Origin of the sequence: Rubricoccus marinus (assembly GCF_002257665.1) — a bacterium.
GTDB classification, from domain to species: domain Bacteria; phylum Bacteroidota; class Rhodothermia; order Rhodothermales; family Rubricoccaceae; genus Rubricoccus; species Rubricoccus marinus.
In genome coordinates this window covers 123,156-148,307 of sequence record NZ_MQWB01000011.1, presented here as the reverse complement: position 1 = coordinate 148,307, position 25,152 = coordinate 123,156, and the positions used below count along the sequence as shown (strand labels likewise).

The 25,152-nt window shown below is 68.4% G+C and carries 18 protein-coding genes; 12 read left to right on the top strand and 6 right to left on the bottom strand.

Translation table 11 applies throughout. The features are described 5' to 3' along the window. Positions 1–44: 44 nt before the first annotated feature. The 3 genes from BSZ36_RS17990 (at position 45) to BSZ36_RS17980 (ending at position 5,719) form a co-directional block, all read left to right on the top strand. Positions 45–749 (top strand): efflux RND transporter periplasmic adaptor subunit, encoded by a 705-nt coding sequence (locus tag BSZ36_RS17990; RefSeq protein ID WP_094551883.1) that lies wholly within the window; start codon positions 45–47, stop codon positions 747–749. Positions 750–946: 197 nt separating this feature from the next. Then, positions 947–1,708 carry a hypothetical protein gene (locus tag BSZ36_RS17985; protein WP_094551881.1) on the top strand — a complete coding sequence of 254 codons (762 nt, stop codon included), beginning with the start codon at positions 947–949 and terminating at the stop codon, positions 1,706–1,708. Between the two features lie 6 nt (positions 1,709–1,714). Beyond that, positions 1,715–5,719, top strand: coding sequence for a hypothetical protein (locus tag BSZ36_RS17980; RefSeq protein WP_143536993.1), 4,005 nt, complete (start codon positions 1,715–1,717; stop codon positions 5,717–5,719). Between the two features lie 15 nt (positions 5,720–5,734). On the opposite strand, the gene BSZ36_RS17975 is transcribed toward BSZ36_RS17980, so the two are convergent. Next, entirely contained in the window at positions 5,735–7,261 is a 1,527-nt protein-coding gene (locus BSZ36_RS17975; RefSeq protein WP_143536992.1) for a replication initiation protein, read from the bottom strand. A 406-nt stretch (positions 7,262–7,667) separates the two neighbouring features. On the opposite strand from BSZ36_RS17975, the gene BSZ36_RS17970 reads away from it, so the two are divergent. Both BSZ36_RS17970 and BSZ36_RS17965 read left to right on the top strand, forming a co-directional pair. After that, a complete protein-coding gene (locus BSZ36_RS17970) occupies positions 7,668–8,273 on the top strand; it encodes a hypothetical protein (protein WP_143536991.1) in 606 nt (201 codons plus the stop codon). 3 nt (positions 8,274–8,276) lie between these two features. Then, a complete protein-coding gene (locus BSZ36_RS17965; protein ID WP_094551873.1) occupies positions 8,277–8,999 on the top strand; it encodes a hypothetical protein in 723 nt (240 codons plus the stop codon). Here the strand turns inward: BSZ36_RS17965 and BSZ36_RS17960 are convergent, their stop codons facing one another. Beyond that, positions 9,000–9,392, bottom strand: a complete 393-nt coding sequence (locus BSZ36_RS17960) for a hypothetical protein (RefSeq protein ID WP_094551871.1) — start codon at positions 9,390–9,392, stop codon at positions 9,000–9,002. 96 nt (positions 9,393–9,488) lie between these two features. Then, positions 9,489–10,325: a ParA family protein gene (locus BSZ36_RS17955; protein WP_094551869.1), complete on the bottom strand. Its 837-nt coding sequence runs from the start codon at positions 10,323–10,325 to the stop codon at positions 9,489–9,491. Between the two features lie 576 nt (positions 10,326–10,901). On the opposite strand from BSZ36_RS17955, the gene BSZ36_RS17950 reads away from it, so the two are divergent. Continuing rightward, entirely contained in the window at positions 10,902–14,942 is a 4,041-nt protein-coding gene (locus tag BSZ36_RS17950; RefSeq protein ID WP_143536990.1) for a hypothetical protein, read from the top strand. 21 nt (positions 14,943–14,963) lie between these two features. On the opposite strand, the gene BSZ36_RS17945 is transcribed toward BSZ36_RS17950, so the two are convergent. Further along, the gene (locus tag BSZ36_RS17945; RefSeq protein ID WP_218827759.1) at positions 14,964–16,304 is read right to left on the bottom strand and encodes a Y-family DNA polymerase; all 1,341 of its coding nucleotides are present in this window, start codon (positions 16,302–16,304) and stop codon (positions 14,964–14,966) included. Positions 16,305–16,369: 65 nt separating this feature from the next. Further along, the gene (locus BSZ36_RS17940; protein WP_218827758.1) at positions 16,370–16,876 is read right to left on the bottom strand and encodes a LexA family protein; all 507 of its coding nucleotides are present in this window, start codon (positions 16,874–16,876) and stop codon (positions 16,370–16,372) included. 520 nt (positions 16,877–17,396) lie between these two features. Between BSZ36_RS17940 and BSZ36_RS17935 the strand changes: the two genes are divergently transcribed. The 5 genes from BSZ36_RS17935 (at position 17,397) to BSZ36_RS17915 (ending at position 20,935) form a co-directional block, all read left to right on the top strand. Beyond that, complete coding sequence (locus BSZ36_RS17935; RefSeq protein WP_143536989.1) at positions 17,397–17,648, top strand: hypothetical protein; 252 nt, start codon at positions 17,397–17,399, stop codon at positions 17,646–17,648. Between the two features lie 154 nt (positions 17,649–17,802). Beyond that, positions 17,803–18,348 (top strand): hypothetical protein, encoded by a 546-nt coding sequence (locus BSZ36_RS17930; RefSeq protein WP_094551863.1) that lies wholly within the window; start codon positions 17,803–17,805, stop codon positions 18,346–18,348. 341 nt (positions 18,349–18,689) lie between these two features. Beyond that, the gene (locus tag BSZ36_RS17925; RefSeq protein WP_143536988.1) at positions 18,690–19,226 is read left to right on the top strand and encodes a hypothetical protein; all 537 of its coding nucleotides are present in this window, start codon (positions 18,690–18,692) and stop codon (positions 19,224–19,226) included. 95 nt (positions 19,227–19,321) lie between these two features. Continuing rightward, positions 19,322–20,488: a methyltransferase gene (locus BSZ36_RS17920; protein ID WP_094551859.1), complete on the top strand. Its 1,167-nt coding sequence runs from the start codon at positions 19,322–19,324 to the stop codon at positions 20,486–20,488. A 267-nt stretch (positions 20,489–20,755) separates the two neighbouring features. Beyond that, positions 20,756–20,935 carry a hypothetical protein gene (locus BSZ36_RS17915; protein ID WP_094551857.1) on the top strand — a complete coding sequence of 60 codons (180 nt, stop codon included), beginning with the start codon at positions 20,756–20,758 and terminating at the stop codon, positions 20,933–20,935. 48 nt (positions 20,936–20,983) lie between these two features. Here the strand turns inward: BSZ36_RS17915 and BSZ36_RS17910 are convergent, their stop codons facing one another. Next, entirely contained in the window at positions 20,984–24,100 is a 3,117-nt protein-coding gene (locus BSZ36_RS17910; protein ID WP_218827757.1) for a sialate O-acetylesterase, read from the bottom strand. 110 nt (positions 24,101–24,210) lie between these two features. Between BSZ36_RS17910 and BSZ36_RS17905 the strand changes: the two genes are divergently transcribed. Beyond that, positions 24,211–25,128 (top strand): EamA family transporter, encoded by a 918-nt coding sequence (locus BSZ36_RS17905; protein WP_094551853.1) that lies wholly within the window; start codon positions 24,211–24,213, stop codon positions 25,126–25,128. Positions 25,129–25,152: the final 24 nt, after the last annotated feature.

Sequence of the window (25,152 nt, the reverse complement as noted above, 5' to 3'; positions counted from 1 at the left end):
CCGTCCAGGGCGCCGAGAGAGCCAGCCGCCGCATCCTCCGCGCCGTGGGCCTGGCGGCCATCGTCGCGGCCGTTGCCGCCCTCACCGTCCCCGTCACGCGCACGGTCGAGTTCGACGGCCAGCTCGTGCCCGAGCGCGTCGTACCTATCCGCGCCGAAGAGCCTGGCTTACTCACCGAGATCTACGTCGCCGCGGGCGACACCGTCCGTCCCGGACAGCGTCTCGCCCGGCTCCGCTCGCCCGAGCTCGACGAGGCGACGCGCGCCTCGACCGGCCACGACCCCGCCCTTCTCGCACGCCGCGTACGCCTGGACGTACACGCGCCACCATACGCCGAGCGCCAGCCCGACGGCGCCGCCGACGTGTCGTCGTTCTGGCGCGGCGGGATTGTGCTCACGGAGGATCTACGCGAGCGGCGCGGCGCGCGCATCGCTGCTGGCGACATCGTGCTCGACCTGGCGGCCGTGGATGCCGACGGCCGCGTGCCCTACGTCGTCCGCGCCTGGCCGCCCGAGCACGAGGCGCTACGCGCTCGCCCCGGAAAGCCCGCTCGACTCACCTTCTCCGCCGTCCCCCAGGAACGCCTCCGACAGGCCTCTGGCATTGTCCGACGTGTCGCCATGGCGCCAGAGGCTGACACCTACTCCGAAGCCTCTGGCGAGCCGCAGGCGGCGCGTTGGCGTGTCGAGGTCGATGTTGACCCTGATGCTGTGGCCACGATCGTCGGCGCGGCCGACACGCCGATATAGTTGCGCGCCGGGATTTCCATCGAGATCGCGATCATAGAACGTAGAGAACCCCTGTTGGCCTCCGTCCAGGCCTGGGCGAATGCCAGGATCGGGCGTCATGGGCATCGCGGGCGGAGGATACACGCTGGCCCTCCCGTAAGCCGCGCCCTCGGTGACACCCCATGACGTAGCATTACCCAAGATCCCAGCGCTCACTCGTGCAAGGCAGCTTTACCGTCCAGTTCTTCGACCTCGTCGTGCACATCATGCCCGGCGTCATTGTCCTGTCGGCTCTCGCTTTCGCGTTTTCCCCGGACCTCCTCGTCGCGCTCGTCGAGGCCGAGAACACAGCTGGTGTTCTCGCGCTCGGCTTTGTCGCCGCCTACGTCACCGGCTTTCTGATCCACGTCGGCCTCACTACCGTCCAGGGTGCCTTTGGTAAGCTGCGTGGCGAGCGCCGCATCCTCGACGCGATTCTCGCCAAGGACCCACATCTCCCTGAAGCCGAAGAGATCGCCACACGACTCTTCCACTTCGACCCCGTCACCATCAACGCCCAAGGCGAGAAGTACACCCGTGTACTCTACCGCTACGCGGAGACCGTAGTCGAAGACCAAATGTCGAGCCGGTGGTCTATGGCCCGCCGAGTTGGCGCGCTCGCCATTTTCAGCCGCAACCTTATCCCTCCCGCCCTCTTCGTCGCAGGAGCAGCTCTGGCGCGCGCCGAGCTCATCGGGTGGCCTCTGGCGCTCGTGATCGCCGCGGTCGCCACGGCGACCGCCGTCCTCTTGTGGTGGAACTGGCTTGTCTATTGGAAGCGGAGCGTGAGCTACACACTCCAAGCTTTTGTCTTCTGGTGCCGCCAGACAGAGCGCGAAGAAAGAACCCGTGCGGTTCAAGCCGCCACACCCTTCCACCTTCCCGCTCCCGCCGCACGACCAAGACTCGCGCGTCGTCTCCTCGACGCGCTTCTGCCCTAACCCCACGTGCCGACGCCTCCCCTTCGTCCGCCCACCGGCGACGCCGCCCGACAGGCTCCCGCTGGCACCCGGGGCTTCGTATACCAAGCGTGGCACGCCGTGCTCGCCTGGATCACGCTCGGCGACGACGAAGCTCTGTTCCTTGAAGCCGCCGAGGACATTGACCTCCGGCGCGATGGACAGATCGTGACCGGTCAGGTCAAAGACACTCCGGACAGCTCGCTCTCCCTGGGCACTCAGGAGGCCCGCACGGCGCTCAAACACTTTTGGCGGCACCGCGCGTGGAACCCACAGGCGCGTGTCTTCCTCCGCTATCTCACACGCGCACGGCGAGCACATGAGCAGACGCCGCTGGGCTCCGGACGCCGGGGCCTGGACGTATGGGACCTCGCCCTCCACGACGACGACGCCCTTCGCGAGCTCCGGACCTACCTCCACGGCGCGGACCTCCGCGATGCCAAAGTCTCTCCGGACCTCCACGCGTTTCTTCGAGCAGCTTCGGACACTGACCTCCGGGAGCACCTCGTATCACGAGTTCAGTGGGACACCGACGCTCCCGACCATGGAGACCTCAAAGGTCTCGTCAGCCGCCATTTGGCGCTCCACGGAAGACGACACGGCATCTTGCCCTCGCTTGCCACGTCCGTAGCAGAGTCACTTTTCACCGAGGCCATCGAGACGGCGAGTGCAGCCGGGGACCGGAGGCTCACCCAAGACGGGTTCCTGAGCCTCTTCGAGGACCGCACCGTCGGTCTGCAACCCGCCGCCGACCGCGCGACGATCGCGGCCACCGCCGCCCAGCTTGCCGCCACCACCGCGCCGCAACGCACGCCTGGCGACCCCGGCTTCCTTGACGTTGTCGAAGGATCGCCTCTCGCTTCTGCCCTACCACGCTCTCGCACGATCGAAAGCCTGCTCGCGCGCCTCGCCGCGTCGCCGCTCGTCGCCGTGCACGGGTCCTCGGGTATGGGGAAATCAACGCTTGCGGACCTAGCGGCGGCTGCATCGCCTGCGCCGTGGGTGCGCCTAGACCTCCGAGGCCTCGAAGGCGATAGCCTGGCCGACCGCCTAGACGAAGCAGCCCTTGCGGTAGCGTCTCTCCGCCTCGGCACGGTCGTCGTTGCCGACGACCTCGCACCTCCCCAAGGACGTGCGGAGAGCGCTCTCCGACGACTCTTTGTCGCCGTACGCGCTCGTCAAGGGCGGCTCGTCGTGACCGCACACTCGCCACTGCCTCATGGCCTTGCCGTTCTCGTCGACGGTGACCCCAACGTCGCAGCCCCTCCGCTCGACGAGGACGACCTCCGCCATCTTGCCCTCAACCGCGGATGCCCGCCTGGCCAGGCATCGGCGTGGGCCACCCTGGCCCTTATCCGCTCTTCGGGGCACCCTCTCCTTGCAGACGTCTACGCACGCGAAGCGGTCCGCGCCGAGTGGCCACCCATCCGACCAGAAGACCTGACAGCTCCGGTCCCGCCGCTAGCCGAGGCCCAGCGCGACGCGCGGAGACGCTTGCGCGATGCGCTGCCCGCCGACGCCGCCGATCTCGTCATGCGGCTCAGCGTCTTCACCATTCCGTTCACGCGCGTCCACGCACTCCGCCTCGCCCATGTGCCACCTCCCATCTCGGCAGCGGGGGACGGACTCGACCGCCTGATCGGTCCCTGGATCGAGCCCTACGGGCCGCTCCGGTACCGCGTCTCTCCTCTCCTCAAAGGCGCGTTCGCCACCGACCTTCCTCCCAGCTTGCAGACGCAGCTCCACACCGATGCAGCCGACGCATTGCTCGACGCTCCATTCACCGCCGTCGACATCAGCGGCGTCCTCTCCCACGGCATTCTAGGCAACAACGGACCCGCCCTTTTCAATGCATATGCCATCTGGTCCCAGGCCGACGAGAGCGTCCGCGAGGGTGTTGCGCCCTATATCGACTGGTTTCCTGCCGTTGGCACCGGCGGCGCGTACGCCCTCGTTGGCCCAGGCGACCCCACACTCAGCCTCACGCTCCGGTCGCTGCAATTCGAACTTGCGACGGCGTCGGGTCGCAGCCAGCAAGCCTTGGCCGTTCTCGACGCCTGGGAGCGCGATCTCACGGGCGCTTCGGGACTTCATCCAGAGGCCCAAGCGCTGTTCGAGCTGCAACTCCGCACGCACCTAGCAATCAATCTGGAAGTTCCCGTTCCCATCGAACGCGCCGCCGAGGCGGCTCAGGCTCTCCTGGCAACCGACCGCTTCGACCCAGACGTCGCGTTCATCGAGGCTCCGCTGGCAGACGGAACGCCTGGCCTTCTCGATCACCTCTCCTCCTCGACGCTCGCCGAGTTTCTCGACTTTCGCTGCACACGCGCGCCACACCTCACGGCACTTCTCAATCTCGACCTCCGCGAGCCGCTCCGCTCGGCCGTCGAGGACGCACTCCGCCAACGCTACGCTCTCACCGTGGGTATCGTCGGCCGCGTCTGGTCGAACGAGTCCCTGGAAGACGCTCCCGACTGGCCCGCGGTCCTCAGCGCGTTCGAGCTGGCTGGTGCTCTCGCCCGCACTCGGCGCCTCGACGCCCTCCTCACCGCCGTGGCGATCGGCCAAGCCACCGTCCACGCAGAATATCTCAGCGACACCCGGAGCGCCTTCGACGTACTCGACGCCGCCGACGCTTCTCTGCCGACACCGGACCCTCGCGTCGCCGCCTACCGCGCCAAGGTTCACGCGTACGACGGGGATCACGAACAGGCCCTCGCGGTCTTCGAGACTGTCCTACCCCGCTGGCGCGAAGTCTCGGACAACGACGCGCTCTGTGTGCCGGGTAGCTCTCTCGCCTACGACTTCTCCGATGCCATTCGGTCTGCCGGTGCGCTCGGTCGCTACGCCGACGCGTCGCAGTGGGCGGCTCTGGGCGTCGAAGCCGCTGAGCCTTTGGCGGCCTTCGTGCCATCGCTCCGCATCGGCTACGTCGCCGAGCGCGCCCTCGCCCGAGCGCTCGACCGAGACGTGTGCGGCGCCGTCGAGCTCCTCGCGCCCGTCCTGAATTCCCTGCCGCCCCCCGAAACGTCCATCCTTCGCAAGCTCCACCGCCGCCTTACGGTTCTAATTGCCTGGCTGGAAGAGACGGCAGGAGGGCGTGCCTTCGGGTTCTCCGCGCCTGAGCTTGGGCAGATCAGCCGCACCGACGAGGATGAATTCGACGACGTGGATCTCATGTCGCTTGCGAGCCTGTGGAGCGCGCTCGGCGAGGCCGAGCGCCACGCCGAGTGCGGTACAGACGTTCTCGAACGCGCCCGTTCGGAGCGGGCAAGTGCTCCAGACCATATCTCGACCACCGCTGGCTTCTTCTCAGACACCACGGACCTCGTCCAGAACGCGCCCTCAGACCTGCCCAACCAAGTCGCGCGGCTTCTCCACGCTGCCCAGGTCCACCTTGGCGACACCACAGCAACCGAGTCCACACCCCCACTCAGCGAGATCCCGCAAGGCACCCACACGCTGGTCTACCTCATGTCGCTGGCGACTACGGGGCCGTTCGCACGTGGCGAGGCCGCAGACCTTCCGCTCCATACCTGGCGCGAACAGGCCGAGGTGACTGGGGCGGATATGTCCCTCGTCAACCCGTGGATCGGCGTCGCTACGCTCGCCGTCGCCCACACGCTCGGCGACACAAACGCCACCCCTCACCTGCGGGACGCGGCCACCTCGCCGAGCGCACCCGCCATCCAGTGGACGGCGAGCCTCGCGCTCACCACGCACCCAAGCACTCAGCTCGAACACCTCTACGCCCTCGCCTTCCTCGTCGAGGCTAGCGGCGAGCCTCCCTTTCGGCCGGCCGTCGCTCGCTCCATCGCTACCCTCGCCGGCGTAGAGCCGACATCGTCACACCGTGACGGAGTCCACGCGGCGGCGGAAGCCGTCCTCCGCCGCCCACGCGCCAGCCAGTTGCCTCTGGCGATTGCAATCCGCCTCGCTACGCTTGCGAATGGCGGCGACCGGCAGACGGACCCCGCCGCGCCAGAACCGTAACAGTGCTTCATTACATCAGTCCCGAGGACTGTGCGCGTCCAGCGCCTCGTACCGGAACGCTTTAAGCGTCGTCCGCACCGCCACCGAGTCCTCACCGCTGGTCTCGTACGTCCGGTAGAGATACGGCAGTTCATTCCGCAATCGCTCTACCACCTCTGTCTCAATCCCAGACCGCTCTGTGTCGGAGAGTACAGACCAAGCAGCGTCCAGTCGCGCCGCACGCGCGTCGCTCTGGGTCCGAGTCTCCTGCTCTGCGCGCAGTTTGCGCGTGCGCGACGCATCCTCCGCGCGCTGGCGGGCACCGTCGGCCTCGCGCGCCTTCCGCTCCTTCGCCGATTTGCGAGCTGCCACCTCGCGCTGAATGGGAGCCTCTCCCCCACCCCGGTAGTCCGTCCGGATCGCACCGATCGTGAACGCCGCCACGTTCGAAATCGCGCGGCCCCGCTCGATCTCGCTCTCCACGTAGGCCAAGTTGCCCTCCACGCGGCCGGCGTCGTACTCCGTTGCCACGTCCAGCGCCTGCGCCTCCGTCAGCCCGAACGTCACCAGGCGCCGCTGCAAAGGGTCGAGCAGATCGCCCGGCTCCGGCGCCATCGCACGGGGGTCCGGGAGGTTGCCCGGAAACTCCCCCGCGCTCCCGGCCTCCTGGGCGGCCCGCTTCGCGCCGCCGCCCAGGTCCAGTTGGAGTTGATCGCTCTCCTCGATCCGGAACTTCAACGCCGCCACCCGACGGCCCTCCCTCTTCCGCTCCATCGAGACCCGGATGTCGCTGAACCGGTTGACCTCGGTGATCGCCGGTTTCAGCACGTCGCGGTTGAGGTACTTGAACGAATCGTACTGCCCTGGCTCCACACCGAGCAGGTCGCGCCACTGCTCCACGGAGATCCAGCCCGTCGACCCCACCTTCCGGAACCGCACGCAGTTCTCGTAGAGCGCCAGCGCGTACCCGCTCCCAAACCGCTCCTGCACCGAGAGGTTGATGCGAGCGTAGATCTCCGGGTTGTACAGCTTCTTCCGCAGGTCCGGTGCGTAGGCGTAGCGACACACGCCACCGCGCGTCACCGCCTGCGCGAGAAACGTCGAGACGCCCCACTCCTCCCCGCCCTCGGCGTCCAGGATGTTCCAGGTGATCGTCGTCCCCGCCAACGACTCCAACGACGCCCGCAAGAGCGCGTGGTCGTTCGAGTCGAAGCCCGCCACATCGGCCAGGGTCCGCAAACGGATCTCATGCTCGAACACCTCGGGGTTGGGCAGGTCCTCGTAGGCGTTGAGGAGCAGCACGTTCGAGACCTTCCGCTCCAATAGCGACAGCGAACCCTTCACGTGGACCGCGCCGACGTGCTTCTTGATCTCACCAGGAGCCACCCCCATCGCGTTAGGTGAGGGTTTACGGGACGGCACGCTCATTTCGAAGCGGGAAAAGGGGGGGTGAGTCGAGGATACGACGAACGGTGATCTGAGCATCCCGCATCCTATCACCTTTGGCGGTTGCGGCACCCCATCCCGTAGACGGTCACCTGTCGCCGTCCTGTAAACGATCACCTTTCGACCCCAGTGCCGTGGATAACTCCTCTGAGGTGATGGTTTACGGGACCGATCGCCATCCCGTAGATCATCACCTATGCTCCCGTAGAAGGTCACCTTTCGTCCCGCAGACCATCACCCTTTCTCCCGCTAACGATCACCTTTGTCCCTGGAAGCGATTGTCGCGCAGCCGTTTACGGACCGTAAACTGTATTTAAACTCTTCTAAACACTCTTTAAACGACGACGGCTCCCGTAAACGGTCACCTGCCGCCGTTCGTCGTCGTCGTCGGGTGATGGTTTACGGGATTGGGCTCTTCTCATGGTCGCACCTTACAGGCCTTCACAGGTCTCTCGCATCCACGAATCGCCGCCCGATGTGAAGGGTGATGGTTTACGGGACGCTTCTCCCCCTCCCCGCCTCTATGAACCCCGATCTGATTCTCTCCCGGCTCGACATCGTCCCGTCGGAGGTCACCGATGACGTCGTCGGTGACCTTCGGAGCGCAGGCTTCGACGTTGAAACCCACAAGCGAGAGAACCATCCGTTCGCCTCGCTGGAATGGCTCGTCCCGACGGCCATCACCCTCGTCATCTCGCAGTACGCCAGCGGCCTCGTTCGGGAAGCTGCGAAGGAGCACTACCCGGTTCTCAAACGCGCCCTCCTCCGGCTCGTCGGCCGGACGACAGGTCCCGAGCGCCAAACCCCTGTCTCCCGGGTTTCCACCTCGGGGAAGGACACAACCGGAGAGCCGCCCGTCGTGTTTTCCGTCCTGACGACGCTCCGGGACGAGAAGCGCGTGCGGTTCATGTTCACGCACGACCTCGACGCCGACCAGCACGAAGCGGCCGTCTCGGACCTTCTCGGCGCTATCGACCGCTACGCCTCCGGCGCTCCGGACGACCCAATCACGGCTCAGATCCCTGCCGAAGGCACGTGGCCAAAGAACGACCTCGTCCTCCGGTACTCGACTCAACCTGGGTACGGATGGCGCATCGTCGATCTTCGCCCTCCCCAACTCAGCTCGTAACCCATGGCGCGTACTGCCAGCGCAGAGAAGATCCGAGACCGCTTCACCGACGACGTCGGTCGCCTCGAATCGTTCTTCCACCGCACCTCCGCTGCACTCCGGGGCACCGAAAGCGAACAGGCCGACGTCAGCCGTTTGTCGCTCGCCGTATTCACCAGCGCGGCGGTGTCCTTCGAGTCGTTTTGGTCGGACCTATTCATTGCCCTCGTCAACCGGAAACCCGCCGTCTACCAAGCCCACCTCGTCGATAAAGCCCGTAGGCAGATCGACGAGCACGTCAGCGGGACTCTTCGCCCCCTCGTCTCCGTCGGCACGCCCTCTCGGCTCACAGTCCAGGACGTGTCTGCGTTTCTCGACGCGCAGGGTCGCAACGTCACCTTCCCGAGCGCGAGCGCGCTGTCCAGGCGCGCTGGACAATGGCTCGATCCCTCGTTCGCGGCACCCATCCGAACGCTGGCGAATACCGAAGGCGAGATGTACGAGGCCGTCCGAGAACTCCGCAACTACGTCGCCCACAGAAGTCCCGAGTCGCGGAACCGGTTCAACGACGCCACAGCCAAGCTCTCCCCCGGCCCCTACGCCCCACTCCACCGTGGAGACCAGACCACCCGGAACGCGGGCTCCTACCTCAAAGCCTACATGGACACGCCCACCGGCAAGACCCGCCGCGTCATGGTCTACACGGACTGGATGAAGCGCTCCGCCGCAGGCCTGACGGTGACGTAGTCACTCGTCGCCCACGTACCCGGCCCGCACCAGGAGCGCCTCGACGATCTCGCTCATGTTCGAGCCGTTCTCGTCGCCGACCGCCCCGGCCCGCCTCAGCGCCGAAGCCACGTTCGGGCTCAGGTGGACTGCCACCTTCGACACCAAGCCGCGCCGCTTGCGCTGGTACTGGCTCTTGCCGACGTACCCGTCCGGCGCGGCCTCAACGGCGGGCTCTGGAGCTTTCCGCTTAGGCGTTCGCTTTTTCGCCGCCGGCGTCTTCGCTTTGCGCGGACTCGGCTTGGGCTTCGCTGGCGCGCGTGAACTCGCATCCGGTTTGACAACGGTCTGGCCCTCTTTGGGGTCAGGCGAAGGCGGCGCTTCCGGCGCGCGCTTCGCGGGAGCGCCGCCCATCAGAGAAGAGAGTGCGTTGCTTCGGAGGTCTCGGCGGGCCATGGTGGTTCTGGATAGTGGACTGGTTGACTAGTAGACTAACAACAGACTAAGAGACTAGTCTCTCGTTCTCTCTTGGATCCGGTCGAGCGCGTCCAAGACCGCACCATAGTCCTCGACCGCACGGTCTGCGGCGCGGTCCCCCCTACCCGTCTCCGCACGCGCCGTGTCGGCGTACTCCGCGATCGTCTCGCGTGTGCCGTACGCCCGGCTCAACGCCGAGCTGTACCGCACCGGCTCCAGCACGTCTCCGTCCGGAAACGACCCGAAGGCCTCGCGCATCACGTCCAGCAACTCGCGTGTCTCGCGCAGCCGCGCGTCGGCCCCCGTCGGGAGGTACAGTGCTCGTAGAGCATGTCCCTGCTCGTTGGCGAGCTCCACCAATTGGCGCAGTCGCGCGATGCCGTCGAGCGCGATCGAGGAAAGCGTCACCGGTGCCAGCACCACGTCGGCCGCATAGAGCGCATTCGCCGAAAGAGCCGTGATCGCGGGGCCTCCGTCGAGCACGATCAGGTCGTAGCGCTCCCGGGCGTCCGCCAGCACGGTGCGGAGGCGGTCTGTGGCGCCGTCGCCGCCCAACTCGCGCTCGATGAACAGGAGCGCTTCGTCGGCCGCCAGCAGGTCCAGCTCCGGCCGGTCCTCCTCCGCCGCGCGTGCCTCCACGACGGCCTGGTCCAGCGTGACGTCTCCCGACGCCACCCCGTCGAGCAGGTCGCTCAGCCCGAGCACCGCTTCGCCGTCCGGCTCCACGTCGAGCCACCGCGACGCGCTCGCCTGCGGGTCGAGGTCGACGAGCAGCACGCGTTGCCCGCGAGCGCGGGCGACCGAGGCCAGGCTGACGGCCGTCGCGGTCTTGCCGACGCCGCCCTTCTGGTTCTGAACGGATACGATCATGGTCCGGGGGAGGGGAGAGGTCTACTAAGGTACTGCGTGGTCTACCAAGAAACTAAGGGACCACCAGTCAACTAGTCTACTTCAAAGCGACTAGTCTACTAGAATCGTTTTTTTTGCGTCCCCTGTGTGTGGGTAAGCACTTGCCTTCCGCCGCTACGGGCCCGCCACGTCGCGTGTAGTGCACGCGGACCGAATCTGCGACCTGGGAGACGCCCGTCGGGCTGGCGGGCCTCAGAGAGCGTTCTCCGCTTCAACCTCGGCGCGGGCGAATTCGCCACCACCCCAGACGCTAGTGTGAGTCCCACCCGACTGGGCGGTACTGCTACGAACCCAGATGCCGTCAGCACCGTCTGAGAAAACCTCCCGCTGCACAGTGGGACGTCCGTGGCGACATGAGGCGTTGCCGTCGCAGTCGAGACTTGCGTAACTCCCTCATCCCCAACCCGCTCATCCGTGGACGCCGATCTCGTCCTTCCTGTCTCCCGTGTCTGGGTTCCGATCGACGAATCGCCGAGGCTCAGCGGTGGTTTCCTCGCGACCGCGACGCCTATCCCTGGCTTCGAGGAGCCGGGACAGATGACTCTCAGGTCCGGCAACGAGCACTTCAAGTACGCACCCGGTCTCGTCAGCTCAGACGTTCTCGTCCTGCTCGGCCCCCCTGGCATCGGGAAGTCGACGGAGATCGGGGTGATGGCCGATCAGGAGGTTGGACCCAAGCTCGTGGTCGACCTCGCGGAAGTCTCAGAGTCCTCCGATCTCAGCGACCTGCTCGACCAGCCCGAAGTAGAGGCCTGGGTGCGAGGCGAACAGCGGCCGACCCTCTTCTTTGACGCCTACGACGAAGGCCGCACCGACGTCCGCACACTGGGCAAGGCCATCGTCCGAGCACTCAAGAGTGGGGGAGATGTCTCCAGCCTTTGCATCCGCATCGCCTGTCGAGACGGAGATCGCCCCCACACCCTCGAACGAGACCTGAAGGCGCTCATGGGTCGCGTCGAGGTCTATACACTGGCGCCGCTCCGGCGGCTCGATGCTTGGGCGATTGCAGCCGCAAGGCTCGGAGAGGGACATGCCGATCCGTTCCTCGCCGCCGTCGACGAGGCCAAGGTCGGGCCCCTCGCCGCGGCGCCGCTGACGCTCGATCTGCTTCTCCGCATCTACGAGAAAGACCAGCGGCTGCCCGAGAGCCGCGTCGCTCTCTACGGCCAAGCGGTCCAACTTCTTGCGGAGGACCCCAACGAGTACCGCCATGAAGTCGGCCGCGTCGGAACCACGACACCCGCCGAGCGCGTCCGCCTCGCGAGCCGCATCGCCGTCCTCCTGCTCGGGTCCGGACGGCTCCGCCTGCTGCTGGACGGCACGTCCGATGGCGATGCCATCACGCTCTCTGATGTTGAGGGCACAAGCGACACGTCCTGGGACGGCTCCGCGATTCGCAACGCCCTCAAAGAGTTGACGCTCCACTCCGGTCTCATCGCCACCGATGGCGCCGGGGACGGGCGGGGCTTCCGCTTCGTGCACCGCTCGTACGAAGAGTTCCTCGCGGCGCAGTACCTCGTCAATGCCCAGACACCCCCGGACGCCTCGAACACGCTCCTCTCGCACCCTACTGGGGGGGTCCGCCCACAGCACGCCGAGACTGCCGCGTGGCTCTCCGCGCTCGACCCTGACTTCCGGGCGCACCTCGTCTCCCGCGAACCTGGGGTCGCCCTCCGATACCTGGACGATTCTCTGGACGAAGAGGGCCGAAAGGCGGCGATCCTCGCGTGCCAGCAGGCCCACGATGCCGGACGGCTGAGCTACGGCGCGGCGCTGCCGTCGCCTCACCACCTCGTACACCCTGGCCTCGACGACCAGCTAGCCGCATGGATCAGGGACCCGGGGCACGCTCTCGGAGGCCGAACCGCCGCTATTCACGCCGCTGTCGCGACCCGTCGGACAGCGCTTGTCCCTCTCTTTGTCGAGATCGCGCTCGGCGATGCCCACGATGAGACCGTCCGCCGTCACGCGACCAATGCCGCACTCGAACTCGGCAACACCGACACCGCCGACGCTCTCTCGGCGCTAGAAACCCCGCCCGAGAGCGACGACCCCCACCGCTGGGTCGCGTTCTCCGTCCGGGCTGCCCGTTTCCCAGAGCGCCTCTCCTTCGCCGACCTCGTTTCTCAGATAGAGTCGGACGTGAAGGCAGGTGCGACCCAACTCGAAACCACAGCGGCGAACTTCGCAGAAGACCACGTCGAGAACGGCGACCTACCTGCCACGGCGCTCGTCGACGGTCTCACGTGGCTGGCCGGCAACCCGAGCCTAAACGTTGGCACCCGGCCTCTCGCGACGGCTCTCGTCCAGGCGACACAGCCCCGGGTCATGGACGACCCCGACATCGCTGCCGCGCTCGTCCGCGCCATCACGCCCACGTACGGCGAGACCGTTGTGCCCGTCGCCTACTGGCCAGTCGAAGGCACAACTCCACCGTCCGACGTGCGCCGCGCCCTCGTCCAAGCCGCAGTCGCACTTGACGCCGAGCCGATTCCTGAGCGCGAGACCGACATCCACCGGACGATATCCCTCTCAGGCCTCCGCGAGACCCTCGTACGCGATGACCTGCCCTGGCTCCTGGCTCGTCTCACCGAGGCCTCTGGCGAGACGCAGCGCATATGGGCCAGAGCCGTAGCGACCGTCGCACGGATGCCCGCCGACCGCGAGGCCCTTCTTGCAGCGGTCGGTCCCGCGCCTCGCGTGCCTGCGCTCGACAGTCTTTGGACGTGCTACTTCGCGCCGGTGCCTCTCGATCATCCAGATGTCCCCAGCGCGAAGGCCAAGCTCGCAGCGAAGGCGCGTCGCGAGGCGGAGCGTGAGGCGGAGATGGAGGAGCGCCAGACCCCCCACGTTCCAGACCCTCCGGTGCCGGACGTGATCGCGGATCTCTCTCTGGCCGTGATCGGCGGAGACTCGAGCGCGTGGGAGGATGTCGTCGCCCAGCTCAAACGTGACCCCGCCGACGACCGGAACACCCACACGCTCAACGTCCACGACGATCTCCGCCGCGCTCGTACCTGGCGGGTGCTCAACCCTTCGGCACGTAGCCAGGTCGCCCAGGCCGCGCTCAGCGCGCTGGCGGCCCCTGACGTCGCCCTGACGCCTTCTGCCATCGTGACCGCGTTCCGCATTGCGGAAGCCACCGATACGCTCGGCGTCGTCGCCCCGGATACGTGGAGGCGACACGTGAGGGCGCTCATCCGAGCCGACTTCAACTCCAACGGCACAACGACCGTTAAGCGCCGCGGCGATCTCCTCGTGCGCGCGTACCGAAAGGCTCCGGACGCGTTAGTCGCCGAGATCTCTGCGATGCTCGCCGAGGCCACCCCCTACGGGCTCACCGTTATCTACTCGCTCCGACCGTTCTGGAACGCCCGGCTCCGCACCGCCCTCGTTGACGCGGCCATCCAGCACGGCGACAACGACGTCAGGTTCTCACTCTTGGAGACGCTCGTCGTCAACCGTCAGCCGGAGGCCACCGGTGCCACGCTCGCCGAGCTCAAGGGCCGACTCGGTAGGGGAGAGGGGTTCACCGAGCAGGGGCTCGCCTACGCCGCCCTCGCCTTCCAGGCCGATCCCGACGCGGCCTGGAGTCTTCTCAGCAGCCATCTGGACGACGAGGCCGATGCCCGTGCTCTCTTCGAGGCCATCACGCACCAGGGCCGGTACCGAACCGTGCAGTTCGATACCGTCTCGCTCCACACACTCACCGACATCGCGCGGCGCGCGCACTCACTTACTCCGTCCGACGGCGTCATCGGCTGGCGCTCGACGCTCGTCAACCACTTGCTTCGCTCCATCGCGCAGCGAGGGACCCAGGAGGCAATCAACGCCCTGAAGGCGATTGGCGCAGACGTCCCCACACTCGACGTCACGAGTTGGGTCCGTAATGCCCGTGCCGAACGTGCCAAGCGCGACCCGGACTACCTCGCTCCCGCCGCCGTGCTCGCCCTCGCTCAGGATCCCGACGCCGCGCCGATCCGCAGCGACCGCGAGCTCCAGGCCGCTATCCTGTGCTCGCTGAAACGTCTGCAAACCAAGCTCTCGGGCCAACGCCAGGGCGCGTCCCCGGAGCTTTGGAATGAGGAACTCACCGCTCACCCCAACGTGGCACGACCTAGAGACGAGAACGGGGTCAGCGACTACATCAAGCGCCACCTCCAAGACGAACTGGGTACACGCCGCGTCGTCTTTGCGCGCGAGGCAGAATCCTTTCCACGCAGCGAGACGGACATCCTCGCTGTCCTCGCATTGCCGAACGGCGAGACCGTGGAGGTCATCATTGAGGTCAAGGGAGCCTGGAATGACGACTATGCAAACGGGCTCCTCGGTCAGCTCGCCCGCCGCTACCTCCGGGAGAGTGGGCGCCGCTACGGGATCCACCTCATTGTCTCCTTCGAGAAGACACTCTGGGATGACGCCGACTCGCGGAAGGGCAAAAGCACATCTCGCGAAACGGTGTGTGTGAACCTCCGCGAGCAGGCGAGAGTCGCGCACCTGGAGGGCTACGAGATCGCACCCGTTGTGCTGGAAGTCCTACCCCACCGTTCTTCCAAAGGCGCGAAGGGGGATACCTAGAAAGGATACCTGGTCGCCGGGCTAGCGGACCACCGCCAACTCGTCCCACCGCGTCGTGTACCGCGGGCTCATCCGCTCCCGTCGCATCTCCCACGCGGGCGCGCCTGACGCGGCCCGCGTCCGCGAGAGGGTTGAGGGGCACCCCTGCGATGCCACTACGACCGCCCGCTTCCCGTACTTCCGGTTCGCCGCGTCCAGCGCCTCCATCAGCGCCGCCCGCCTCTGGCGGTCCGACGCTGTGTCGCCATCCGTGACGGCGAACAGTCCCCGCTGCTCCGTCCCCACGGGCCGAATCTCCAACAGCGTCACGCCCGCCTTACGGTAGCGGTACGGCGTGCCTCTGGCGTCGAACTCCACGTACGCCCGGCCCAGGCTCCGCCGCGCCGCCGCGACCAGCGCGCCCGAATCGGCCGTCGCCTCGCCGAGCATCTCGCCCCGGCATCCCGAGCGGTGCGGACCGGCCCCGAACCGCTTCGTTGTCACGAACGCCTCGATCCGTCCCGCGACGAGCCCCTCGCGCCGGAGCTTTTCCGCCGCTCGCGCCGCGTGCGTCGCCACAGCCTGAGAGATCGTGCTGAGGTCGCTCGCGGGCTCCCCGAAGCTCCGCGACTTCACCAACGTCTGCCGCGCGACGGGCGCGTCCGAGAGCGGCAGACACGACACGCCCCTGAGTTCCATCGCAGTCCGCAGCAACACCACGTTGAACCGCTGGCGCAGCACGCCGTCGGGCAACGCCGCCAGTCCCGACGCCGTCGCCGCGCCCAGTGCCTCCAACTTGGCCGCCCAGCGCCGCCCCACGCCCCACACGTCGCCGACGGGCATCGACGCCAGCCAGCGCTCCCGTTCTGGGTGGCCCCACAGGCACACGCACGGCTCGCCGCCCGCTTTCAGTTTCACCTTGGCCCACTCGCTCGCCGCCTTCGCGAGCGTCTTCGTCTCCGCCCACGACACCCGCACCGGGATCCCCGTCCACCTGAGCACCTTCGCCCGGATCTCGACCGCGCGCCGCTCCATCTCGGCACAGACGGCTTGGGGCGAGCCCTCGGGTGTCGGCACGCTCAGAAACGCCTCGTCGATCGAGTACACCTCCACGTCGGGCGTCACCGTCTCCAAGACCGCCATCACCCGGCGGCTCATGTCCCCGTAAAGGGTGTAGTTGGACGAGAACACGCGGACACCTTGCTCCGCCAGCTCGCGCTTGTGCTTGAAGAACGGCGCGCCCATCGGGATCCCGAGGTCCTTGACCTCTTGCGAGCGCGCGATGATGCAGCCGTCGTTGTTCGACAGCACCGCAACGGGCACGCCGTCGAGCGACGGGTCGAAGACCCGCTCGCACGAGCAGTAGAACGCCGAGCAGTCCACGAGCGCGAACAGCCGCCGCGGGCGAGCATCGGCGCGAGAGGGGAGGGGCCCAGCCTCTGGCGCCGTCACGATCGCCCCCGAGCGTTGTGGAGCACGAACGTCACCACGCCCCACACCACCAGCTCCTGCCCCTCGCAGAGCTCGATGGACGGGTAGTTCGGGTTCGCCGCCAGGAGCGCCGTGCGCGTTCCCTGCCGCAGGAACCGCTTGACCGTCAGCTCGCCGTCGATGGCCGCCACGACGACGTCGCCAGAGGCCGGCTCGATCGCGCGGTCGACCAGCAGCCGGTCGCCACTCAGGATCCCCGCGCCGGTCATCGACTCCCCCTCGGCTTGCATCCAGTAGCACGACGGCGAGAGCGCGCCCGTCAGCTCGTGCATGTCGAGGTGCCCCTCGACGTAGTCGTCCGCGGGCGACGGGAAGCCCGCCGAGACCCGGCTGAGCACGAGTGGCAGCGGTGGCCCCGGCGAGACTTCGCTGGCGGGGACGTAGGCCGTCACCACGAGTTCGCCGGGCGTCGCGACGCGCGAAGACGCGCCGTCGCCGGAATGAGTCGTCAGAGGGAAGGGCACGGGCGGACCCGGAGGGTGGAAAGGGGAGAGGGGCAACCGAACGCTCGCCCCCTCCCGCTGCCACACCGTCTGTCACGGCCTCTCTCGCGTCCTCCGTGCCGCCTCTGGCGCGCTCGGCCTCTCGGTCTGACACGGAGGCCACATAAAAAGCCTGGGCGCTCTGAGGGGCTCTCAGAGCGCGAGAGCTTCTTGCACATGTTCGAGACATAGGCTGGGCGACTGGGAGATCACCAAAGGCACCCGTCTACGGGGCGAGTCGGCGCTCGTCACAGCGCGCGTTTCCGCGCGCAAGGGGCGCGCGGGCTACGCCCACTACGCCCCCTGATTCCTCACCCCGGCCGCCTCCCCTCCCGCGGGAGGGGAGGGCGCGGGGGAGGCCGTAGGGAGAGAAGCGCCCAGACGGCTGGTCTCACAGGTGCAGGTTATATGCGACATCCCAGAGTGTCTAGCTACGTAGCCTGAGCCCACCGCGCGCGCCCTGCCGACGTCCCGTTCGACTCTCGACCCGATCTCGACCGCTGTGACCCTGTCCCCCCGGATGCGAGCGCTGCTGGCCCAGGCCGTCGTCGACAAGCGGTACGGGTTCACGTCCCCATCGAGCTACGCGCCCCTCCTCGCGCTCGCCGACATCTTCCCGGAAGCCAAGGCCGAGGTCGAGGAGATCGAACGCCACCTCGACCGGGTGGATGCCGAGCGCGAAGACCCCGTCGCACAGTTCGAGCGGTTGGCCGGCCGAACGCTGAACGTGGACGGAGACTCCACCGACGCCTAACCCGGATCGCCCGAGCCTCTGGCGCGTAGCACGAGCGCCGGACGCCTACGGAGCGTCCGCCCCTTCCTGTGTAGGTCGGCGCGAGCCCTCGCCGCTCCTCTTCTCCGCGCACCTCGGTGCGCCCAGCGGCGAAGTCGCTTCGCCGGAGATCGCCATGAGCTACGCCCTCCGCGTCGGTCAGCCCGCCGCTACCACCACCCGAGGCCCCGTCCGCATCCCCATCGAAGGCGCGCGTGCCGTCGTTGACCGAGACGCCGTCATCGTCTTTATCGGCTTCCGCGACCCCACCGAAGCCGAGCGCGCCGCGGTCGAAACCGAACCGGTCTCGCTCGCCACGCTCACGCGCGAGGCCGTCGTCTCGCTCCTCTTCGAGATCGGGCGGGCCGAGGACGACGGGTACATCACCTGCGCGGCCCCGGTCAACCTCCATGACCCCGACGCCGAGCCCCAGGACTTCCTTGACGGCGACGGCGGCGCGCCCATCCGCTTCGCCTTGTGCGACAGCGAGAGCGGCGTCGTCCGCGCGCTCCGCGAGGTGCTCGGCCCCGACCGCGTGATCGAGACCATCCGCGCGCGTGGCCGCGCCCAGCTCGACGCCTTCGCCTCCGACCTCCAGGTCCGCGAGGCGTCGCTCCGTGTGCTCTACGGCGAGACCGTGCCGGCGCTGCTCGCACGCGGCGAGCGGAACGTCTGCGCCTGACGACGCCGGGTCTGACCCGAACGCCGGGCCAAGAGACCCGGACGGGCAGGTGAGGTCGGCATCGCGGAACGGGTCTGCACGCCGTGACGGAGAGCAGAGGGAGCGCCCGATTGGGGACTCTACACGCTCGGGCACGCCTCGGGCCTGGCAAGGGCCACTCCAGCCGCTGACGCGGCCTCCGGTTCCGTCCTCGCCATGCTCGCTCGGGCCAGCACGCTGGCCCGGCTGAGCGTGGCTCCGGGCGGCCCCGCGGATCGGAGATCCGCTTTGCCATCCCCTCCGGCGCGCCTCGGTGAGCAGTGTCGCCCCAGCACGGGGCGCCCCTCCTGCTCCCAGCCGCCATGCCCGCCTCCGTCTCCGCCCTCTCCCGCCTCCTCCGCTCCGCGTCCGTCGTCGGCGTCTCCGGCAGCCGCTCCGCCGCTCCCGGCTGCGTCCGGGCCATCACTTGGGCGGTCCGCCAGTTCGCCCCCGGCGCCTCCGTCGTCACCGGCTGCATGTCCGGCATAGACCAGGTGGCTCGCCAGCTCGCGCCGTCGGCGCTCGTGCTCCATGCCGCCAGCTTCGGGCGGGGGCGGGGCCGCTTCGCGCGGCGGTCCACCGCCGTCGTCCGTCGGGTGGCCGCTTCCGGCCCGTCGGCCCTGTGGGTGTCGGCTCCGGGCCGGGCGTGCCCTGCAGGCCTGGTGCCCTCGGCGTCCTCGTCGGCCTGCTTCGCCGGCTTCGGCTCCGGGTCGTGGGCCTCGCTGGCGCTGGCGCTCGGCCTGGGCGTCCGCGCCCTCGTGTGGCTCCCGGTCAGCATCACGCCGCCCCCATCCTGGGGGCTAGGGCTCGTGTGTGCCGGGCGGGCGGGCGCCTGGTGGGGCACGCCAAACATGGCGTGAGGACCCCTGGGGAGTGACACCGCGCTGAGTAGGACCGCGGACGCTGTGTGACCGGGGCGGCGGGGGCGACGCCCCGTCCACACACCCCCGCGACCATGACGCCGATTCAGAACGCCGCCGCCACCCCGCAAGGGACAGCACTAGCTGGCCAGAGTCTCGCCCGCGAAGTCGAACGCGCCATCGCATCCTCCCGAGCGCTCACCGCGCGCGACCTGTTCGCCCTCGCGGCTGACGCCTACGGCGGGACGCTCGCCGAGGGCGCCTTCTCGCCCCGCGACGCCTACGACGCCGCCGAGCTCGGCCTCCACCTCCACCTGCTCCGTACGGTCGGGCGCCTCCCGCCAGAGGCCTCTGGCGCGCGCGACGCGCTCGCCGAGGTCGAGCGGCTATCGGCGCTCTTGCCCAGCCAGACGCGCCGGACGGCCGAGCAGAACGACTACCAGCAGTTCTCGACGCCAGCGGCCTACGCCGGGCTGTGTGCCTGGGTCGGTGGGGTGGGGGAGGGGGACCGCGTTCTGGAGCCCTCGGCTGGGACCGGCGCGCTCTGCGCGTTCGCGCTCGCCGCCCGCGCTACGGTCCACGCCAACGAGTTGTGCGGTCGCCGGGCCGACCTGCTGGCGGTCCTTCTGGCCGAGGCAGGCCAGGACCCGTCCCAGACGCTCACGCGCGAGAACGCCGATCACCTAGACGCCATCCTGCCGCCAGAGGCCCGCGCCGACGTCGTACTAATGAACCCGCCCTTCTCCCAGACCGCCGGGCGACTAGGCCACCGCCGCGTCCCGAAGGTCGGGACCACCCACGTGCTCCAGGCCCTCCGTCGTCTCGACGCGGGCGGGCGGCTCGTGGCCGTGCTCAGCGCCGCCGTCCAACGGGGCAAGCCGACCCACCGACCGTTCTTTGAGGCCATCGACACGGACCCGTATCGTCTCCGTGCCGACTTAGAAATAGGCGGGGCGGTTTACCGCCCGTACGGAACATCGGCGCGTACGCGGCTCCTGGTCGTAGACCGAATGCCGACGGCCGAGTTCGGTGACCACCACGGGCGCGTGGAAGCCACCGCCGAAACGGTTCCGGACGCTGTGGAGGCCCTCGGTCCAGCCCGACGACTCCTCGCCTACCCTGTCCATCGGCTGACAGGCATTGGGCGCCCGCAGGGTGAAGCGGGTCATGCCCCGACCGACGCACTGAGAGGTTTTTGGAAGGGGACGCAGCGGCGTCGAACGGCGGCGGAGAACGTGCAGGACCGCCGGCATGGTCGATAAAGGTTGATGAGAGATGCCTCTGGCGTCAGCGAATGCACACCCAGGCTCCCAGGTTGATCGCCTATGCCCGGTCACAACCGAGACCCCAGCCACTGGCGGAACGCTCTGGCCACATCCCACTGCCCAACTACGCCGGTTAACTCACGGGTCGTCCAACTCCGAGCGAGAAGAACCACGGATGGAGGGCAACCCGGACTCCTGACCTCTCCGTGGCAGACACTCGCTCGAATCACGGCGCCTATGCCGCGAGCGACTTCGACCACGACCATGGCCTACGTCAGCGAGTCCGAGTTCGTCCTCGTCGAGCGCAGCTACGACGCTAGTCACGGCGCCCCGGGCTGGACGGGGACAGACGACGGCCGAATCGGCACTCGGGGTCACGACGGCGACACCGACTCGCTATCGGCCCACCCCATTGCCGAACCGCATGCCGCCCCGGCCGCCTAGCCACTTGTCCAACTCAACTTTCCCGCTGCGCTAAACCGGCGGGAAGCGTCAACGGACAACGGTCATGCGGCGGCTCTGTGCCGCGCGCCCAGCGGTGAGATGCAACACGTAAACGCCGACCGCGAGCGAGCTGGTCGAAACAGGGAGGGAGTGCTCGCCCGAGGGTTGATTTGCGTCGACGAGGACGGCGACACGGCGGCCCTGCACATCCAGCAAGTCCAGGCGGACGTGGTCCGCCTCAGGGATGGAATAGTGGATCGTCGTCGCGCCTCTGGCGGGGTTGGGACGCGGCGCGTCTAGCATCAGCGAGCCGGTGCTGGGAGCGTTCTCGCCAGAGGTCGGCGGCGTCGCGGCGCCCACAGCGAGGAAGTCCACGCTCATGTAGTTCCAGGAACCGACGAGCGAGATCGCGTTCTCGCCCGCGTTGAGCTGGACCTCCAGGCCGCGCTGCATCCAGGTCGAATTGTCCGGCGCGGTGAACACGATGGGCGTCGTCACACCATTGACGATGAGGTTCTGCGTCTTGGGCGACTCGTACGTCATCTGGTAGCCGATGCTGAGGAGGTACGTCCCCGCCTCGTCCACCGTCACCGGCGGCAGCGTGATCGCCCACTGCTCACGGAGGTCGAGGTACTCGCCGCCGCTGGCGGCGCTGCTGCTCGTCAGAGGCGTGTGACCGTTGCCATCGCTGCCGCCTTCGACCGTGGCGTCCTCCGCCTCGAAGCGGACGAGCGAGCCGTCGTCCACGAAGACGACGGCGGGCGCGGAGCGGACTGTGATGCCCGAGGCGTCCACGACCTCCACGGTGACCTCGGCGACGCCAGAGGCCTCTGGCGTCCACGACGCGATGAACGGCGCCGCGTCGTCGGTCGCGAGCTCGACGCCGTCAACGTAGAACGTCGCGGTCTGAACGCTCCCGCTTACGTCGGCGACGAGCGTTGTCGCCTCGCCAGCGGTGACAACGTTGCCCGTGCGTGGGCTGGCGGCTGCGGTCGGCGGGACGATGGCTGAGACCTCGCCGTAGACCGCGATGTCGAAGAGCGAGTAGCCAAACTGCTGTCCGGCGATAGTCGTCCGATCGATGCCTTGCATCCGGAGGTGGCTCCCGGTGACGGGCGCCGAGAAGGTGATGTCGTCCACCTCGCCGTCGCCTGCGTCCTCGCGGTAGACGGTCGTCCAGTTGTAGCCGTCGAAGGAGGTCTGAAGCTCGTAGACCGTCCCGAAGGAGGCCTCCCAGGTCAGAATCACGCGGTCGATGTCGATCGGGCCGCCGAGATCGACGGCGAGCCACTCGTCATCGGGCGTGCCGTCGTAGTTGGGGTCCTCGGGGTTGTCGCCCACGCCGTCGCTCCAGGCGCTGGCCCAGCGCGTCGTGAGGTCGTCGTCCACGGCGAACGCCGCCTCTCGCGGATCGCCGCAGCACGCCTCGACCGTCGAGGCCGTCGCGGGCTGGCTGCGGGCGCGGTTGATGAGGCTCGGGTCGATCACCTCAAGGGTGACGCTCGCCGTGAGCGTCTCGCCAGAGGCGCTCACGGCCGTGAGCGTGTAGGTCGTCGTGGCCTCTGGCGAGACCGATTGCGAGCCCTCCAGGGCCACAGGCGCACCGTCGAGCGTGACCGTGGCGGCGTCGAACACGCGCCACGAGAGGACGGTGTTCTGACCGGCCTCGATGGTCGTGCGGGCGGCAGAGAACTGCGCGATGGAGAAGCCGGGGTTGACCGCGGCTTCGAACGGCGCCGCGGGCAAGCCCTCGGCGTTGGTCAGGTCTGCCGCGCCGGGTACGCCCAGGTTACCCGGGTTGTACTGCCACGCGTAGCGCACCATGGCGGGGGTCGAGACGGACGGGCTCGACACGATGACGCGGTCGCCGTCGATCTCGGCGTTGGCCCAGACGAAGGTGCCGTTCGCGCCCGAGATGGTGAAGCCGTTCAGCGTGCCGTCCGCGTTCGCGAGGCCGCTGCCGAGGCCGGTGTAGCTCACCGCGACGCTGCCATCGTCGAGAAGCTGGTTGGAGGCGTAGCGCGGGCCGCTGGCGACGATGTCTTCACCGTAGGCGACCTCGCGGAGCACGAGCGCCATCCGCTCGCCGACCGGCTCCTTGTTGGTCGGGTGGATGTCCACGGAGCCGCTGGCGTCCGGGTTGCCGGTGTCGATGGAGATGACCTCGCCGGTGTTCGGGAGCGCGAGCGCGCGGCTCTGACCTGCACGAAGCTCGGGCCACGCGTTGTAAGTCGGCGGCGTGCCCTCAGCTACCGTCTGTAGGGCGCCGAAGTTGGGAAGCTGGACCCACACGAACGGGAGGTCGCCCTGGCCGAAGTCCGCGCGCCAGCCGGTGATCATGGTCTGGAAGAGGTCGCCGTAGGCGAGCGCGTCGTCCAGGTTGTCAGCGTTGGACTCGCCCTGGTACCACAGGACGCCCTTGAAGGGAAGGCCGAGCAGCGGGTGAACCATCTTGTTCCACGCGACTGTCGGCTGACGCTCGGGCTCTCCGTTGCCGAGCGTCACGTCGCCCTCGTCGTACCCGAGCATGTCTTCCGACATCCACGTCTCGATCCGGCTGCCGCCGTAGGACGTGTTGAGGATGCCGATGGGAATACCGAGCTCGGCGCGGAGGCCTCGCGCCGCGTAGTAGGCGACGGCCGAGAAGGCGCGCGTGGCCGCTGGCGTCGTCGCGCTGGCCCACGCAGCGCCCGCCGGGAGCGTGTTCGAGGGCTCGTTCGCGAGTCCTTTCGGGACCTTGAACTGGCGAAGCTGCGGGTCGTTGGCCGCGTTGGCCTCGGCGATGCCGCCATCGGCCTGGTCCAACCGCCACTCCATGTTGGACTGGCCCGAGGCCACCCACACGTCGCCGACGTACAGGTCCGTCAGCGTCCGCGTCTGCGCGCCAGACGCGATGGTCATCGCGAAGGGTCCGCCAGCGGCGCGTGCGGGGAGCGCGGCGCGCCAGCGGCCTGCGGCGTCGGCCGTTACGGTCGCGCTGGTGCCCGCGAGCGTCACCGTGACCTCGGCGCCCGCACCCGCCTGGCCCCAGACGGGGATCGGGGCCTCGCGCTGGAGCACCGCGCCGCTGGCGAAGTAGGGGAACAGCTGCAGCGGTGCCGAGGCCGCTGGCGCGACGACGAGAAGGAGGAGGGCGCCGAGGAGGCGCCAGGAGAACGTGGTCATCGAGGTGGAAGCGCTTTTCATCCAATCAATTTAGTATATCCGGTCCCGCGTGGCTGCACCTTACCTGGTCTGCTTCTCACGGGGCTCGACGCCCCCCCATTTAGCGCCTCATGTGGATTCCGCTCACCCTCCTCTCTGCCGTCGGCGCTGCCGGGACGGGGCTGGCGCTCAAGCGGACCCTGGGCGCGGGCGGCCTTATCGCCTCGACGGTGGCGTACCGGGCCGCTGGCGGAATCGTGCTCCTCGCGCTCCTCGTGGGGGGCGGGCTGGGCGCTCCGCTCGGCGCGGACTACGCCGTCGCGACCGCGCTCGTGATCCCGCTGGAGATCGTCGGCACGCTGGCGTTCTCACTGGCGCTGCGCGCAGGCGACCTCTCGCTCGTGCAGCCGCTCTTCGGCTTGATGCCCGTCACGGTGACGCTCGGCGGCGCCCTGCTGCTCGGCGAGCGGCCGACGCCAGAGGCCTTCGCGGGCGTGGCGCTGGTGGCCTCTGGCGTTTACGAGCTCGGGCTGGGAGGGGAGCGTGGGGTGCTGGCACCGTTCCGGGCGCTCGCGCGCGATCCGGCGGGCCGTTGGGCGGGCGTGTCCATCCTCGCGTGGAGCCTCACGACGGTGCTCCACAGGGTGGGCATCGCGGCGTCCGGGCCGATGCCGTGGGCGGTGACGCTCGCGCTGGGCTCGGCGGTGGCGATGGCGCTCGTGGCGCCGCTGCTCCCACGTTCTCTGCGCGAGACGGCAGAGGCGGAGACGCTGAAAGCCGAGCCGCCAGGCACGGAGCCGCCAGAGGCTAGCCGTTGGTGGCTCTGGGTGGTCGCCTCTGGCGCGCTCTACGCCGTCCAGCAGGTGGGCCTCCAGTTTGCGCTCAGCGAGGCGCCCGCCGGGTACGTCACGGCGCTGGCCTCGACGAGCATTCTGCTGGCGGTCGTGGCGGGGATGGTGTTCCTGGGCGAGCGCGGGGCGGGGCACTCGCGGCTCGTGGGCGGCGGGCTGGTCACGCTGGGCGCCGCCGTCGTGGCGATGTACGGCTAGCGCCAGAGGACGGGCCTCTGGCGC